16 protein-coding genes are annotated in these 15,341 nt (G+C 68.3%); 7 read left to right on the plus strand and 9 right to left on the minus strand.

Features of this window, described 5'->3' with window-relative positions; translation table 11 throughout:
- A partial coding sequence (locus ACEU5R_RS16895; protein WP_392410933.1) for a short-chain dehydrogenase/reductase occupies nt 1-660 on the plus strand: 660 nt, incomplete at its 5' end.
- 33 nt (nt 661-693) lie between these two features.
- Here ACEU5R_RS16895 and ACEU5R_RS16900 read toward each other — a convergent pair.
- Complete coding sequence (locus ACEU5R_RS16900) at nt 694-1,389, minus strand: HAD family hydrolase (protein WP_392410934.1); 696 nt, start codon at nt 1,387-1,389, stop codon at nt 694-696.
- Nucleotides 1,390-1,408: 19 nt separating this feature from the next.
- On the opposite strand from ACEU5R_RS16900, the gene ACEU5R_RS16905 reads away from it, so the two are divergent.
- Entirely contained in the window at nt 1,409-1,633 is a 225-nt protein-coding gene (locus tag ACEU5R_RS16905; RefSeq protein WP_392410935.1) for a hypothetical protein, read from the plus strand.
- On the opposite strand, the gene ACEU5R_RS16910 is transcribed toward ACEU5R_RS16905, so the two are convergent.
- Genes ACEU5R_RS16910 through ACEU5R_RS16920 form a run of 3 tightly spaced genes read right to left on the minus strand, consistent with a single transcriptional unit; the run spans nt 1,630 to nt 4,542 of the window.
- The gene (locus tag ACEU5R_RS16910; protein ID WP_392410938.1) at nt 1,630-2,580 is read right to left on the minus strand and encodes an alpha/beta hydrolase; all 951 of its coding nucleotides are present in this window, start codon (nt 2,578-2,580) and stop codon (nt 1,630-1,632) included. The genes ACEU5R_RS16905 and ACEU5R_RS16910 overlap by 4 nt on opposite strands.
- Nucleotides 2,581-2,582: 2 nt before the next feature.
- Nucleotides 2,583-3,467, minus strand: coding sequence for an alpha/beta fold hydrolase (locus ACEU5R_RS16915; protein ID WP_392410940.1), 885 nt, complete (start codon nt 3,465-3,467; stop codon nt 2,583-2,585).
- Nucleotides 3,468-3,486: 19 nt separating this feature from the next.
- Complete coding sequence (locus ACEU5R_RS16920) at nt 3,487-4,542, minus strand: sugar phosphate isomerase/epimerase family protein (RefSeq protein WP_392410942.1); 1,056 nt, start codon at nt 4,540-4,542, stop codon at nt 3,487-3,489.
- Between the two features lie 162 nt (nt 4,543-4,704).
- Between ACEU5R_RS16920 and ACEU5R_RS16925 the strand changes: the two genes are divergently transcribed.
- Complete coding sequence (locus ACEU5R_RS16925) at nt 4,705-5,298, plus strand: TetR/AcrR family transcriptional regulator (RefSeq protein ID WP_392410944.1); 594 nt, start codon at nt 4,705-4,707, stop codon at nt 5,296-5,298.
- A gap of 111 nt (nt 5,299-5,409) precedes the next feature.
- Here the strand turns inward: ACEU5R_RS16925 and ACEU5R_RS16930 are convergent, their stop codons facing one another.
- Nucleotides 5,410-5,652, minus strand: a complete 243-nt coding sequence (locus ACEU5R_RS16930; protein WP_103276014.1) for a hypothetical protein — start codon at nt 5,650-5,652, stop codon at nt 5,410-5,412.
- 270 nt (nt 5,653-5,922) lie between these two features.
- On the opposite strand from ACEU5R_RS16930, the gene ACEU5R_RS16935 reads away from it, so the two are divergent.
- Nucleotides 5,923-8,004 carry a PTS sugar transporter subunit IIC/EAL domain-containing protein gene (locus tag ACEU5R_RS16935; protein ID WP_103276015.1) on the plus strand — a complete coding sequence of 694 codons (2,082 nt, stop codon included), beginning with the start codon at nt 5,923-5,925 and terminating at the stop codon, nt 8,002-8,004.
- Here the strand turns inward: ACEU5R_RS16935 and ACEU5R_RS16940 are convergent.
- Nucleotides 7,997-8,890: a prohibitin family protein gene (locus ACEU5R_RS16940; RefSeq protein WP_103276016.1), complete on the minus strand. Its 894-nt coding sequence runs from the start codon at nt 8,888-8,890 to the stop codon at nt 7,997-7,999. The two genes, ACEU5R_RS16935 and ACEU5R_RS16940, sit on opposite strands and share 8 nt — an antisense overlap.
- A gap of 290 nt (nt 8,891-9,180) precedes the next feature.
- Here ACEU5R_RS16940 and ACEU5R_RS16945 point away from each other — a divergent pair, with 290 nt between their 5' ends.
- Entirely contained in the window at nt 9,181-9,624 is a 444-nt protein-coding gene (locus ACEU5R_RS16945) for an anti-virulence regulator CigR family protein (RefSeq protein WP_392410947.1), read from the plus strand.
- 6 nt (nt 9,625-9,630) lie between these two features.
- On the opposite strand, the gene ACEU5R_RS16950 is transcribed toward ACEU5R_RS16945, so the two are convergent.
- Nucleotides 9,631-10,398 carry an arylamine N-acetyltransferase gene (locus tag ACEU5R_RS16950; RefSeq protein ID WP_392410949.1) on the minus strand — a complete coding sequence of 256 codons (768 nt, stop codon included), beginning with the start codon at nt 10,396-10,398 and terminating at the stop codon, nt 9,631-9,633.
- 118 nt (nt 10,399-10,516) lie between these two features.
- Between ACEU5R_RS16950 and ACEU5R_RS16955 the strand changes: the two genes are divergently transcribed.
- Nucleotides 10,517-11,989: a PLP-dependent aminotransferase family protein gene (locus tag ACEU5R_RS16955; protein ID WP_392410952.1), complete on the plus strand. Its 1,473-nt coding sequence runs from the start codon at nt 10,517-10,519 to the stop codon at nt 11,987-11,989.
- Here the strand turns inward: ACEU5R_RS16955 and ACEU5R_RS16960 are convergent.
- Nucleotides 11,986-13,116: a porin gene (locus tag ACEU5R_RS16960; protein ID WP_103276020.1), complete on the minus strand. Its 1,131-nt coding sequence runs from the start codon at nt 13,114-13,116 to the stop codon at nt 11,986-11,988. The two genes, ACEU5R_RS16955 and ACEU5R_RS16960, sit on opposite strands and share 4 nt — an antisense overlap.
- A gap of 39 nt (nt 13,117-13,155) precedes the next feature.
- Complete coding sequence (locus ACEU5R_RS16965; RefSeq protein WP_103276021.1) at nt 13,156-13,533, minus strand: DUF4148 domain-containing protein; 378 nt, start codon at nt 13,531-13,533, stop codon at nt 13,156-13,158.
- A 264-nt stretch (nt 13,534-13,797) separates the two neighbouring features.
- On the opposite strand from ACEU5R_RS16965, the gene ACEU5R_RS16970 reads away from it, so the two are divergent.
- Nucleotides 13,798-15,339, plus strand: a complete 1,542-nt coding sequence (locus tag ACEU5R_RS16970) for an MFS transporter (RefSeq protein ID WP_392410956.1) — start codon at nt 13,798-13,800, stop codon at nt 15,337-15,339.
- The last annotated feature ends 2 nt before the right edge of the window (nt 15,340-15,341 follow it).

Genomic DNA, 15,341 nt, shown 5'->3' on the forward strand with positions numbered 1-15,341 from the left:
CCCCCCCCGCCCCCCCCCCCCCCCCCCCCCGACGCGGTCTCCGCCCAGACCGGCATGCCCGCCGCCTGCGTGGCGCTGGACCTGGGACGCGCCGACGCGCCGCAGGAACTGCTGCGCCAGGCAGGCCCCGTCGACATCCTGGTCAACAATGCCGGCGCCGTGCCCGGCGGCGCACTGGATCAGGTGGACGACGAACGCTGGCTCGCGGGCTGGGAACTGAAAGTGCACGGCTATATCCGGCTGGCGCGCCTGTACTACCCGCTGATGCGCGAGGCCGGCGCCGGCGTGATCGCCAACGTGATCGGCATGGCCGGCTCGGCGCCGCGCGCCGACTATATCTGCGGCGCCGCGGCCAATGCCTCGCTGATCGCCTTCACCCGCGCGCTGGGCGGCGAGGCTCCGCGCCACGGCGTGCGCGTCTTCGGCCTGAATCCCTCGCGCACGCGCACCGACCGCGTACTCACGCTGGCGCGCCAGCGCGCCCAGGCGCGCTGGGGTGACGAAACGCGCTGGCAGGAAACGCTGTCGGGCCTGCCGTTCGGCCGCCTGATGGAACCCGGCGAAGTGGCCGACATGCTGGCGTTCTGCGCCTCGCCGCGCGCCGGCTACCTGAGCGGCACGGTCATCGACCTGGACGGCGGCGAGCAATACGCCGGTTGAACCCGGCGCGTCCTGGCCGAGACGGATCCGGGCTCAGCCCAGATGGTGGCCGGTCCAGTCAGCCAGCAGGCCGGGCAGGTCGCGCATGTCGGTGAAGACGCGCGCCACGCCCACAGAGCGCAGCGCGTCGGCGCCGCTATGGCCCAGGCCGCCCGGACTGTAGCCGAACACCGTGGCGCCCGCCGCCACGCCGGCGGTGGCGCCGGTGACGGTGTCCTCGACCACCGCGCAGCGGCGCGGATCCGCGCCCAGCGACTCGGCCGCCGCCAGGTACACATCCGGGAAGGGCTTGCTGCGCGGCATTTCATGACCGCTGAACACGCGGCCGTCGAAGCAGTCGGCGATGCCGACCTTGGCCAGCTGGAACTCGACCTTGCGGCGATCGGCGCCGGACGCCACGGCGATGCGCCCATCAAGGATGCCGTGCAGCGCGCGCACCGCGTCGGGCGCGCCCGGGATCTCGACCAGATCGCGGTCCAGCGCCTGGTTGCGGCGCTCACGGAACTCGGCCAGCCAGGCTTCGCTGAGGCGCGCCCCGGTGCGCTCCTCGATCAGCGCCACTTCATCGCGCACCGCCTTTCCGGTAAAAATGCGCATGGTCTCTTCGGTGCTGATGGCCCAGCCCAGCTCGGTCAGCATGCCCGCCAGCACGCGGCTGGTGATGGGTTCGGAATCGACCAGCACGCCGTCGCAGTCGAACAGCACGGCGTCAAAAGGGAAGTCTGTCATTGCTTCGCGAAGGATACGGATGAACAAGTCAACAAGCATACTGCACGGCCAGCCGCGCACTTGTTTCCACGACCTGCTCGCTCCCGATGAACTGTACGCGCTGCTGGAACATGACGACTCCTTCCATCTGGAACAAGTCGCCGATCCGGACGCCGTGGCGCCACGCACGGATGTGGTGATCGTCATCACCCGGCAGGCCCTGGCCGTGCGCTGCCGGCAAGCCACTGGAGACGCGTCCGCCTAGGCCGCTTGCGGCTCGGACTCAAAGGCGGCGCGCAGCGCGCCGCCCGCCAGTTCGAACAGATGCCGCGCCGCCGGCGTCAAGCCCAGCATGTGGATGCACGCATGGACCATGCCCGGCAGGCGATGGTCGCACGCATCGACCCCGGCCTCGCGCAGCCGGCGCGCATAGGCCTCGCCCTCGTCGCGCAGCGGGTCGTACTCGCATACCAGCACGGTCGCCGGCGGCAGGCCCGTCAGGTCCGCCGCGCGCAGCGGCGATGCGTAGGGCGAGCCGCCGTCCTGCTCGTTGAGCAGGTAGGTGAACCAGCAGTAGCGCATCGTCTCTTCCGTCAGGAAGAAATTCTGCCCATAGGCGCGATACGAATCGGTGCTGAAGGAATGGTCCAACACGGGATAGCACAGCAGCTGGTGCGCGATCCTGGGGCCGCCACGGTCGCGCGCCATGATGGCGGCGGCCGCCGCCAGGTTGCCGCCGGCGCTGTCGCCGCCCACCGCGATGCGCGCCGGATCCACGCCCAGCATGCCGGCCTGCTCGCAGACCCAGCGCAGCGCGCAATAGAAGTCCTCGACCGGCACCGGGAACTTGTGCTCCGGCGCCAGCCGGTAGTCCACGGACAGCACCATGCAGCCGGTGGCATTGGCCAGCGCGCGGCACGGGTTGTCATAGAGTTCCAGCGAGCACAGGAACCAGCCTCCGCCATGCGCATACACCAGCGCCGGCAGCACGGCGCCGGGCGGCGCGCCCGCCGGCGTGTAAGCGCGCACGCGCAGGGGCGTGCCGTCGTGGCCCGGCGCCAGGTAGGTGCGCACGTCGGCCACGTCTTCCAGCGGGCCGTGCAGCGCGCCCAGGCTGGTCTCGGTGGCCGCGCGCATTTCCGCCAGGGACATCGGCGTGGCGGTCGAGGACAGCCGCGCCAGGTAGGCATCGATCTTCGGATCCAGCGCCATGCTCAGCTCTCCCGCGACAGGAACGGCAACAGCTGCGCCAGGAACTCGTCCGGGCATTCTTCCGTGACGAAGTGGCCGCAGTCGGGAATGATGGCGCCGCGCACATCCACCGCATTCTCGCGCATGGTGATCAGCGGCGCGTCGCGGGTGGCATGCTCGGCGCCGATGGCCAGCACCGGCATGGCCAGCTTGCGCCGGGCGCGCTCGACGTTCTGCCGCACCGTTTCCGGAATCGCCCGGTAGTACGAGAAGCCCGCGCGCAGTCCGCCCGGCGCCGCATAGGCGTCGATATAGACCTGCGCCGCCACGCGGTCGCGGCGGTGCGACCACTTGTCGAACATATAGGTCAGGTAGGCCTGCTCGCGACCGGCGATCAGCGCTTCCGGCAGGTCGGGCAGCCGGTTGAACATGAAGTGCCACAGGAAGATGTTCTGGTCCGGCGGCGCGAAGATCGTGGGTTCGGGCGCCAGGCCCGGGATCACCGCCTCGGTCAGCGCCAGCCGCGAGACGGCGTCCGGGAAGTCGCTGGCCAGCGCATAGGCCACCCACATGCCGATGTCGTGGCCCACGACCTGATAGCGCGCATGGCCCAGCTGCCGCATCAGCTGATGCAGCGTGGCCGCCACGGCGCCCGTGTCATAGCCGGCGGCCGGACGATCCGAATCGCCCGTGCCCGGCGGGTCCACGGCGATGGCCATGTAGCCCTGCCCCGCCAGCGCGCGCATGACGTGGCGCCAGGTGAACCACGTTTGCGGCCAGCCGGGCACCAGCAGCACCGGCGCGCCGTCGCCGGCGATGGCGCAATGCAGCCGCGCGCCGTTCACCATCACGTAGCGATGGGCGAACTCCGCGCCGGCGGAGGGGATGTCTTGATGGAAGTTCGTCATGGTCTGTGTTCCTGCCCGCTCAGGCGATGCCCAGCAGCGCGTTGATCTGGGCCTGGCTGATGGCGGCGCCGGCGAAATCGTCGAACACCTTGTCCGTGACCGGAATGATGTGTTGCTTGATGAAAGCCGCGCCTTCGCGCGCGCCGGCCTCCTGGTCCTTCAGGCAGCATTCCCACTCCAGCGCGGCCCAGCCTTGATAGCCGTGCTGCGCGAGCTTGGAGAAGATGGACTTGAAATCCACCTGGCCGTCGCCCAGCGAGCGGAAGCGGCCGGCGCGGTCGGCCCAGGATTGATAGCCGCCATAGATGCCCTGGCGTCCGGTCGGATTGAACTCGGCGTCCTTCACATGGAACATGCGGATGTGATCCTTGTAGATGTCCAGGTAGTCCAGGTAGTTGAGCTGCTGCAGCACGAAATGGCTGGGATCGAACAGGATGCCGCAGCGCGCGTGCCCGGCCACGCGCTCGTGGAACATCTCGAAGCTGATGCCGTCGTGCAGGTCTTCGCTGGGATGGATTTCGAAGCACAGATTCACGTCCTGCTCGTCGCAGGCATCCAGCACCGGCAGCCAGCGCCGCGCCAGTTCGTCGAACGCGGTCTCGATCAATCCCTCCGGCCGCTGTGGAAACGGGAACAGGTAGGGCCAGGCGAAGGAGCCCGAGAACGTGCCCATCTCGGTCAGGCCCAGCCGGCGCGACGCGCGCGCCGCCAGCAGCAGGTTGCGCCTGGCCCATTCTGTGCGCGCCGCCGGATTGCCGCGGACCTGCGCCGGCGCGAAGGTGTCGAACATCGCGTCGTAGGCCGGATGCACGGCCAGCAGCTGGCCGAAGATGTGCGTGGTCAGTTCGCTGATGACTAGGCCGTGGCCGGCCAGCATGCCGGTGATCTCGTCGCAATAGTCCTGGCTGGACGCGGCCAGTTCCACGTCGAAGAAGCGCTGGTCCCAGGCCGGCACCTGCAGGGCCTTGAAGCCCAGGCCCGCCGCCCATTCGGCGACGGCGGGCAGGCTGTTGAACGGCGCGTCGGCGCCGCTGAATTGCGCGAGGTGGATGCTCGGGCCTTTGAGGGTTTGCATGATGAATCTGCCTTCGGCTTGCCGTCTCCCGGCTCGCCCTAATTGTTTGTCGAACGACAAAGAATAGACGAAAATCGATCTGTGACGCAAGCACGCCTGAATCGACCGCGCCTCAGGACGCGGCGGTACACTGCGTGGAATTTCAATCAGGACAAAAGTGCAATGGCAGGCAGACCCAGGGAATTCGACCGCGATCTCGCGCTGCAGCAGGCGATGCTCGCCTTCTGGCAGCACGGCTATGAAGGCACGTCGATGGCCGATCTGGTCGCGGCCACCGGACTCGCGTCGGCGCGGCTGTATGCGGCGTTCGGATCCAAGGAAGACCTGTTCCGCGAAGCCGTGGCGCGCTATGAGGAGGGCGATGGCGCCTTTGCCGAAAAGGCGTTGCAGGCGGGCGACGTACGCAGCGCGGTCGAGCACATGCTGCGCGATGCCGTGCTGACGTACACGCGGCGCGGCCGTCCCCAGGGTTGCATGGTGGTGTCCGCCGCGACCAACTACGCGGCCGCCAACGAGCCGGTGATGAGCTGGCTGGCGACGCATCGCAAGGCGCGCACGCAGTCCATCGTCGACCGCATCGCCGCCGCCGCGCGGGACGGTGAACTCGCTCCCGGCACGGACATACAGGCCCTGGGCGATTACTACGCTGCCGTGTTGCACGGCCTGTCGGTGCAAGCGCGCGATGGCGTGGGCAAGGCCAGGCTGCTCGCCCTGATCGGACCCGCCCTCGCGCCGCTGGACGCGGCCTTGCGCTAGGCCGGCAGCATTGCCAGCTCGTCATGGGCTGGCGCGCCGACCCCAGCCGGCGCGTCATGCCCATCGGCGCGTCGACGGGCAACTGCGACCGGCGCAGACCTCGGACTCGTCCTAGTCATCCAGCGGCATGTGCGCCTGCGCGGTGCGCAATTCCTGCAGATGCCGTTCGGCCTCTTCCTTCTCGGCACCCGGCGGCAGCGGCCGCCAGCCGACCATGTTCCCCGGCGTGCGGGTCGGCAGCCAGCCCAGCACACTGTACAACGTCACGGCGACCAGCCCCGTGTCATACCGCGCTTCGTAGTATCCCTGTCGTTCCGGCGCGGTATCGCCTGACATCCAATTGCCCTGAGACATCCGTGTCTCCTCCCGCTTGAAGCTTGTCGTGCCTGCGCCGCGGCCCGCGAGCCGCGGCGGGACATGGGCCGATGGTATAGCGCGGTCCAGGCCCCGCCACTGCAAGATGCGCCTGCTTTGCAATTCTTGACAGAGGGGAATCCCCTAGTGCCCACATTTTCGGGCCGGATTGCTAAAGCCCGACCGCAGGCGCTAGGATTCGACAAGGATTCTTACAAAGCGCGGGGAGGCTCTGCCCCAAAGACCTTGGGCAATCTGGGCATACCGACAATGCTGAAAGCAATCCTCTCGCTCTACCGGAAAGATCGACTGGCCTTGCTCGCGAGCGCCAACGCCCTGCGCGCCATCCGCGAAGGGCTGCTATGGACCCTGCCCTGCCTGCTGGTGTCGGCGCTGTTCCTGGTCCTGTCCGTGCTGGCGCGCCAGGCCGGCCTGCCCGAACCGGCCACCGAACTGCTGACCTCGGTCCACCAGAAGCTCACCGGCATCATGCCCATGCTGGTGGCCGCGGCCATCGGCTACATGCTGTCGATCCGGCATCGCGTGCCGCACCTGCCCACCGCCTTCCTGTGCCTGTCCTACGTGGCCGTGGCCGAAACACTGCTGGCCGCCCATCCGCTGGCGGCCTCCACGCTGACTCTGTTCGTGGCCATCATCTCGCCGCTGGCCGCGGTGCCGCTGCTATCCTGGCTGCACCGGTTCCGCTGGACGCGGCTCGCGCCCGATGGCCTCACCGGCGAGAACGTGCGCGAGACGCTGAACATGGTCGTGCCCGGCATCCTCACCGCGGCCGTGCTCATCGGCGCGCTGTCCGCCCTGCTCAGCATTCCGGGCGTGGCGCAGTTCAGCATTCCCGTCAGCCTGACCTCGCTGCAGAACCCCTATGCCACCGGCGCGCTGATCTCGGCGCTGAACTCGCTGCTCTGGTTCTTCGGCATACACGGCTACCACGCGCTGGCGCCGATCATGGACGTGCTGGACCAGGCCGCCTACCTGAACGCCGCCATCAACGCCGCCGGCTACGAAGGCGTGTACGCGCTGAACAGCAGCCTGATGGGCGCGTTCACCTTCATCGGCGGCGCCGGCGCGACACTGTCGCTGGCGGTCTCCATCCTGTTGTTCTCGCGTACGGAATCGCTGCGCATGCTGGCCGTCGCCAGCGTCCCGGCCTCGCTGCTGAACGTGAACGAGATTCTGCTGTTCGGCCTGCCGCTGATCCTCAACCCCCGGCTGCTGATCCCTTTCATGCTGGCGCCGGTCTGCAACACGCTGATCGCGCTGGCGGTGGTGCAGCTGGGTTGGCTGCCTCCGGCAGCCGTGACACTGCCGCTGACCTCTCCCGTGCTGGTCAACGCCTACCTGAGCACCGGCGGCCACCTGGGCGGCATCGTGCTGCAACTGGGACTGCTGGCGCTGGGCGTATGCCTCTACACGCCCTTCGTGCTGGCGCTGGAACGCCGGCAGCTGGCCGACGCCACCGTGTACTTCAAATCGCTGGACACCACCTTCCCGCGCCTGCAGGACGAATCGCTGCTCTACGTGCACGATCCGCTGATCAACACCTACGCGGACCGCGCGCGCCGCAGCGCCGAGATCACCCGCATCCGCGCTATCAGCGAGTATGACTTCTATCTGGAATACCAGCCGCAGGTCTCGTTGCGCAGCGGACGCTGCACCGGCTGCGAAGCGCTGTTGCGCGCCACCGGCCCCGAAGGCCGGCAACAGGCGCCGCTGGAATTCCTGCGCGGCCTGGCCCAGGCCGGCCTGATGCGCGACGTCGACCTCTGGGTGGCCCGGCAGGCGGTGGTGCAATGCCAGAGCTGGCGCGCGCAGGGCTTCGCGCTGCCCATGACGATCAACGTCACCAGCGGTACCCTGACGTCCACTCCCCACCTGGAAAAGCTGATCGGCGTGCTGGCGCAGGCCGGCGGGCAGGTGTCGGTGGAATTGACCGAGGACGCGCTGGTCGAGGACGCCGAGGCACTGCACATGGCCTTCGACCGTCTGCGCCAGATCGGCGCGCGCATCTACATCGACGATTTCGGCACCGGCTACTCGGCGCTCAGCTACCTGCACCAGTTCCGCATCGACGCGGTCAAGATCGACCGCAGCTTCGTGCAGGCGCAAAGCAGCGAACGCGGTGCGCTGGTCATGAGCGGCCTGCTGCGATTCTGCGAGGCGCTGAACCTGCAGATCGTGGTGGAGGGCGTGGAGACTGACAAGGAAATTTCGGCGCTCGAATCGAGCGCCGAAATCATCGTGCAGGGCTGGTACTTCAGCAAGGCGCTGCCCGGCCCCGGGCTGATGGACTACGCCCGGCGGCGCGAGGCCGCCGACAGCGCGATTACTTGATGCCGATGAAGGGCAGCGCCGCGCCCGGCACCTGCGTGGTGGGCAACACGCCATCCCATTTCTCGACGGCGTTCAGGCCGACCAGATTGGTGTTGGCGGCCAGGGCCTCGGCCTTGGCGCGGATCGCCGCCGCCTCGGCCTCGCCGCGCAAACGGATGCCGTCGGCCTCGGCGGTGAACTGCTGGCGCCGCGCATCGGCCTCGGCCTTGGCCTTGACCACCTGGATCTCGGCATTGATGACGGCGGTTTCCTTTTGCTGGCGCGTGGTCTCGATCTGCACCTGGGCCAGCATGCGCTGCTCGATCGAATGCTCGTAGGCCTTCGAGAAGCCGACTTCCTCGATCTGCACGCCCACCACCTGCACCGGCGCGCCGTCCATGGCTTCCACCACGGCGGTGTTCACGTCCAGGCCCAGCTTCTGGCGTTCCTGGATGGCCCGCACGGCGGTGAAGCGGCCGAACACGTTCTTGACGGCGTCGGGCGTCTTGCGCTCCAGCACGCGTCCCTGCAGATTGTTGATGGTGCCGTACTCGGAATAGAGTTCCGCCACGCGCTCGGCCGGCACGCGGTACGTGACCGACACGCGCAGCGTCGCGGGCTGCTGGTCGTAACTGTAGGCTTCCAGGTTCTCGAACACGAAGGTATGGTCGCGCACCGACACCACCGACACGTTGTCGATGAAAGGCGTCTTGAAATCCAGGCCGGGCTCGGCCACGCGCACCAGCTTGCCGTTGCGCAGCACCACGCCGCGCTCGCCCTGGTCCACCTGGAACCATGAGCCGAAAGCCAGGAACAGGATCAGCACGAACAACAGTCCGGTGCCGATGGCCACTGCCAGGCTGCGCGGCTTGGCCGCCTTGATGATCTGCAGATCCGCAGGCTTCATTTCAATCCCTCTCTTTCTTGGAACGTTTGCGGTCGGAAAGGACCGCGGCGATGCCCCGCGCGAGCAGGTAGGCGACTACGGCGGCCCCTACCAGGATCAGGAAATACCTCATCGTGCGTCCTCCCGGAAAAAAGCAAGGCATTCTAGCCTGCTCATCCGCCAAAGCTGGCCGGGACGTTGCAAGGACACGGATTGTCGCCATTTTTAAGAGTAATCCGAGACGAGCTGTGGCATGGTTGGCCGCGCGGCGCTACGCTGAGCGCAGCATGCCACCCCAAAGGACCAACGCCATGTTCCGTTCCGCCTCTTTGTCCTGTGCCATATTGGCCGCCGCCTTGGTGCTCGCCGCCCCGGCGCATGCCGCGCCGCCCGAAGGCAAGGGCAAGCCCGATCACGCCGGACAGGGTCACGGCAAGAACAAGGACAACCGCGATTCGGACGGCTCGGTCAGCGTCACGCTGAGCACGGCCGGCATCAGCATCTCCACGGCGCGCGGCTACGCCGTGCAGGCCGGCGCGACCGGCTACGGCTCGCTGCCGCCCGGCATCCGCAAGAACCTGGCTCGCGGCAAGCCGATGCCTCCCGGCATCGCCAAGAAAATGGTGCCGGGCGCCATGCTGGCGCGCCTGCCCGTGCACCCTGGCTACGAATGGCGCGTGGCCGGCAGCGACCTGATCCTGGTGGCCATCGCCACCTCGGTGGTCGCCGACGTGCTGTCCGGCGTGTTCGACTGAGCGGCCTCAGGCCGACGCCAGGCCGAAGCGCTCGCGCAGCGCTTGCGCCACAGCGCCGTCGTCCAGCTCGGACTCGACCGTGCCGGTCTCGTCGACCAGCTTGAGCGTGTTGCCGACCAGGATCGCGCGGCCACGCTCACTGTGCAGCACCACCACGCGCTTCTGCACGAAGATCGCGTCGGGATGGTTCGAATTCAGATAGTTCGCGGGCGTGAAATCGATCCATTCCTGCGGCGACAGGTCGAAACCGTACTGGTTCTGCCAGCCGCCATCGCGCCAGGCCTTGAGCACGTAGACCCCGTCCGCCTCGCGGCTCAGCATGAAACGATCCATATCCTGGCGGATGTCGGTGTCCAGCTCCGCCAGGCTCATGGGCGCGCGGATGCCGTAGCTGCCAAAGCCCAGGTCGCACAGCCAGTCCTGGCCGTCCAGCCGCAGCACCAGCGCCATGTGGGTGCGGGGACGACGCGCGGGATAGAACATCGGCCGCGCCGCCACATAGCGATACGGCACGCCCAGCGCCTGCATGGCCATGCAGAACAGGCCGTTGACCTCGTAGCAGTAGCCGCCCCTGCCGCGTGCCAGGATCTTGTCGGCGATGTCCTCGGGCGCCAGCGACACGCCCAGCCCGGCCTGCACGTCCAGGTTTTCGAACGGCACGGTGTACAACTGGCGCCGCATCAGTTCGGACACGGTGGCCAGGTCGGCGTGGGCCGGGCCGGCGTAGCCGATACGGTCGAAGTAGCGGGCCAGGGAGAAATTGTCTGCATGCATGGCGGGGGGATTCCTGCAAAGGGTTGCGTGAACGGCATGATGCGCCGTTGCCATGCGCCCAGGCGCGACAGACCACGCTTGGGCTATGCTGCACAGATCATTCATTTCCATATCTGTCATGCAGCACAGTTATGCCGTCCTGGCGGACCATATCAAGGCCGCCATCCGCACCCACGAATACCGCGTGGGCGACCGCCTGCCCTCCGTGCGCGAACTGGCCGCCGCGCAAGGCGTCAGCGTCTCCACCGCCACGCGCTGCTACCGGCTGCTGGAACACGAGGGCTATGCGCAGGCGCGCTACAAGTCCGGCATGTACGTCGCGGACTGGAAGGCGCTGCGACAGGCGCGCGTCGCGCCCGAGACCGCGCCGCCGCCCGCACCGGCCGGCGTCGAGTACGACATGCTGGCCTCGCTGCAGCACCGAATGACCCAGCTCTACGCGCTGACGGCCCAGCCGTTGCCGCTGGCCCTGCACCTGGCCAGCGCCGCACCCGAGTGGTATCCCTGCGAAACCCTGGCGCGCATCGCGCAGCGCCTGCTGCGCGAGAATCCGCGTCTGCTGGGCGCCTATCCGTCCGGCACCGGCCTGCCCGCGTTCAAGCATGAAGTGTTGCGCCATCTGGCCGCCTGCGGCATCGACGCGGATCCGCGAGACCTGCTCATCACCAACGGCGCCACCGAGGCCATGCAGATCGCGCTGCGGGCCGTGGCCCGGCCCGGCGATACCGTCATCGTCGAATCGCCCGTGTACTTCGGCCTGCTCCAGACCATCGAACACCTGGGCCTGCGCGCGCTGGAGGTTCCCTGCGTGCCCGGCCAGGGCATGAGCCTGGAAGCGCTGGAATATGCACTGGAGCATCACGGCGGCGTGCGCGCCGTGGTGGCCATGCCGTCGTTCCAGAATCCGCTGGGTGCCTGCATGTCCGAGGCGGCCAAGCGCCGCCTGTTGAAGATCGTGCAGCGCCACGGCATCGCCTTGATCGAAGACGACGTCTTCGGCGACCTGGGCAGCGCGGCGGAACGGCCGCCGGCCGTGAAGGCCTGGGATCGCGACGGCCGGGTCATCTATTGCGGATCGTGCAGCAAGAGCATGGCGCCGGGCTTTCGCCTGGGCTGGGTGCTGGGCGGACGCCACCAGCGCCAGCTGGAATCCCTGAAGATCGGCAGCTCGCTGGCCGCGCCGCTGCTGGAACAACAGGTGTTGGCCGACTACATGAAGTCGGGCCGCCTGCCGGCGCACCTGCGCCGGCTGCGGACGCAGCTGGCGCAGGCCGCCGCCTCGGCACGCGCCTGCGCGCAGCGGCATTTTCCCCAGGGCACGCGGGTGCTGGGTCCCGAAGGCGGCTGGTGGCTGTGGCTGGAACTGCCCGAGCCGGCCGACACCCTGGCGCTGCTGCGCGATGCGGTGTCACAAGGCATCGCCTACACGCCCGGCGCCCTGTTCTCGGCCGCGGGCAAGCACGGTCATTGCCTGCGCCTGAACGTCGCGCGGCCCTGGTCCACCGAGATGGCGGCAGGGCTGGAGCGGCTGGGCCTGGCCGCGCGGCTGGCGGCGACCCGAAACCAGGCCGCCCCCGCGCGTCGCGCCTAGAAGCGATGCCGGATACCCATGGCCACGGCGGTGTCCGTCACGTCACGCCGGAACGAGAAATTGTCCGCGTAGGCGACATAGGCGTACAGGTTGGTGCGCTTGGTGAAATCATAGGTATAGGCGGCGCTGTACACCTGCGTGTTCGCGTCGTCGCCCGTCAGGGCGCTGCCGTTGGGGCGGGCCATCTGCCATGACACCATCAGCTTGCTCTTGCCCAGCGGCACGGTCGCGTTGACCGTATACGAATCAGCGCGAAAGCCGTGGGCCAGCTTGAACGTATCGGCGTTGCGGTAGCCCTTGGTGTCGGGCGACACGCCCATCGTCGCGCCTTGCAGCCAGCCGCCGCGGGTCTGTCCGATGGCAGCGCCCAGCTTCACGACCTCGAAATCGTAGGCGCCGCCGATGATGGTTTCCTGGATGCGCGTGGGAGATTTCCCGCCTTCCGCGGCATTGGTCGGATTGAAGCGATCATAGGTGGCGACCAGCGCGAGCGGGCCGTTGGCGTAGCGCAGGCCGGTGGTCAGCGCGCGATTGTTGTCGCCGGTGGCGAAGCCCGTCTTCTGGCCCGTGGCCGGCGCGCGGGTGTCGTCGGCGTTGAACGAGTAGCCCACGCCGAACTGGAAGCCCGACCAATCTGGCGATTGGTACAGCACCAGGTTGTCATAGCGCAGGGTGTTCGTCGCGCTGAACGTGGTGCCCATGTTGGCCAGGTTGAACGAGCCGCTGAACGGATCGATCGGACCGCTGAAGTACTTGGACGCCAGGTTGGCCTGGCGGCCGAATTCGAGTTGTCCCCAGCTGTCATCCGCCAGGCCCACGGTGGCCTGGCGCCCGAACAGGCGGCCGCTCTGGCCGGACTTGCCGTTCAGGGGCGTGATGCCGCCTTCCAGGGTGAAGATCGCGCGCAGGCCATCGCCCAGGTCCTCGGCGCCACGCAGGCCGAAACGCGAGCCGCTGTTCACGCCCTGCACGGTGCCTATGCGGTTTTGCTTGAAGCCGGGCGCGCGCACGCGCTCATAGCCCAGGCCCATGTCGAGCAAGCCGTACAGCGTGACGCTCGTGTCGGCGGCCAACGCGGATCCGGCCAGGCCCGCCCCGATGGCGGCGAAAGCGATTTTCTTCATCATGGTGTGTGTATGCCTATGGGAGTCTGGCGGTGAAAACCATCAATGGCCGGTGGGCGGATAGTCGAGTTCGCCCGACTTCATCAGGCCCTGGGCGCGGGCCTGGCGCATTTCGGCGATGACCTGTTCGCGGGTCTTGCCGGCGGCCTCCCGGGCGACGGGCGGATAGTCCAGTTCGCCGCGCGTGATCTGGCCGGCGGCGCGGGCGGCGTCGCGTTCTTCCAGCACCTGCTGGCGCGTCTTGACGGCGTTGTCGGGCACGTCGACGGGATATTGCTGTTCGCCATAGGTGACCAGTCCGGCGGCCTTGGCTTCCATCAGCTCGGCGCGCACTTGCTCGCGGGTCTTGCCCTCGGCGTGGGCGGCGCCGGCGACGAAGGCCAGGCATAGGGTCAGGGCGGAGAGTCTTAGGGTTTGCATGGAAATCCTTTGCGTTGGTTTGCGTGCCGCCATATTGGCGCGAGGCCGCCGGCCGATAAATCCCGCCACGCGCAAGCCAGGATTGCACGCGACGCAACTGCCGCCCGGCGCATGGCGCGAATCCGCCCACACTTGCACGGCGCGCAAGCCAGGGCTGCGCCGCGACCGGTTTTTCCGAAACGCGAGCCTGCCTAGACTTGGGGCTGTTTTCTGCAAGTACGCGATACCCATGTCTTCATTCCCTACTCCTGGCGCGAGGCAAGCATGACCGCCGCGACCGCTCCCTTCCCGCCCCAAGCGCCTGCGGCCGCCGCTCCCCCGGCCGCCGCATTTGGCGCACGCATCCTGACCGGTCTGGTCGGCGTGCTGCTGGCCGTGATCCTGGCCGGCCTGAACGAAAACGTCACCAAGATGGCGCTGGCCGACATCCGCGGCGCCCTTGGCATCGGCTATGACCAGGGCACCTGGTTCGTCGCCGTCTACGCGGCCGCCTCGGTCTGCGCCATGGCGTTCGCTCCGTGGTGCTCGGTGACGTTCTCGCTGCGTCGCTTCACCACCGCGATGCTGGTCGCCTTCGCCGTCTTCGGCGCGCTCAGCCCGTTCGCGCGCGACTATCCGACCCTGCTCGCATTGCGCACGCTGCAAGGCCTGGCCGGCGGCGCCCTGCCGCCGATGCTGATGACGGTGGCGCTGCGCTTCCTGCCCGCCAACATCAAGCTCTATGGCCTGGGCGGCTATGCCCTGACCGCCACCTTCGCGCCCAGCCTGGGCATTCCGCTGGCCGCGTTCTGCACCGAGACGCTGGGCTGGCGCTGGACCTTCTGGCTGGTGATTCCGCCCGCCGCCGTGGCGGCTGTCATGGTCTGGCGCGGCCTGCCGCAGGACCCGCTCAAGCTGGAGCGCTTGCGCGTGTTCGACTGGCGCGGCCTGCTGCTGGGCGCGCCCGCGCTGGCCATGCTGGTCATCGGCCTGCTGCAGGGCGAGCGCCTGGACTGGCTCAACTCGCCGCTGATCCGCATGCTGCTGGGCGGCGGCGGCGCGCTGATGGCCCTGTTCCTGCTGAACGAGTGGTTCCACCCGCTGCCGTTCTTCAAGATCCAGCTGCTGCGCAACCGCAACCTCAGCCACTCGCTGCTCACGCTGGGCGGCGTGCTGGTGGTGCTGCTGGGCGTGATCCTGATCCCTTCGAGCTTCCTGGCGCAGCTGCGCGGCTACCGGCCACTGGAAACCGCGCCGGTGCTGCTGGCCATGGGCCTGCCCCAGCTGATCGCGCTGCCGCTGGTGGCCGCGCTGTGCAACCTGCGCCGGGTCGACTGCCGCTGGGTGCTGGCCGCCGGCCTGGGCCTGCTGGCGCTGTCATGCGCGCTGGGCTCGCAGCTGACGCCGGCCTGGTCGCGCGAGCAGTTCTACGCGCTGGAGGCCGTGCAGATCTTCGCCCAGCCCATGGCGGTCATTCCGCTGCTGATGCTGGCCACCGGCGGCCTGGCGCCGCAAGACGGGCCGTTCGCCTCGGCCTGGTTCAACACCATCAAGGGTTTCGCCGCGGTGGCGGCCACCGGCCTGCTGGACGCGCTGACGACCTGGCGCCGCCATCATCACAGCCACATGCTGGCCGATCAGCTCGGCAGCTTTCCGCTGAGCGCGGATGGAGAAAGCGCGGCCACGCTGGCGCGCCGCGTGCAGGAGCAGGCCACGGCGCTCACGTCCGCCGACCTGTACCTGTGCATGGCCGCCGTGGCCCTGCTGCTCATCCTGCTCATCCCCTTCGTCGCGACGCGCATCTATCCTCCGCGCGCGGCGGCCTGATC

Origin of the sequence: Achromobacter sp. 413638 (assembly GCF_043119405.1) — a bacterium.
GTDB lineage: Bacteria > Pseudomonadota > Gammaproteobacteria > Burkholderiales > Burkholderiaceae_B > Achromobacter.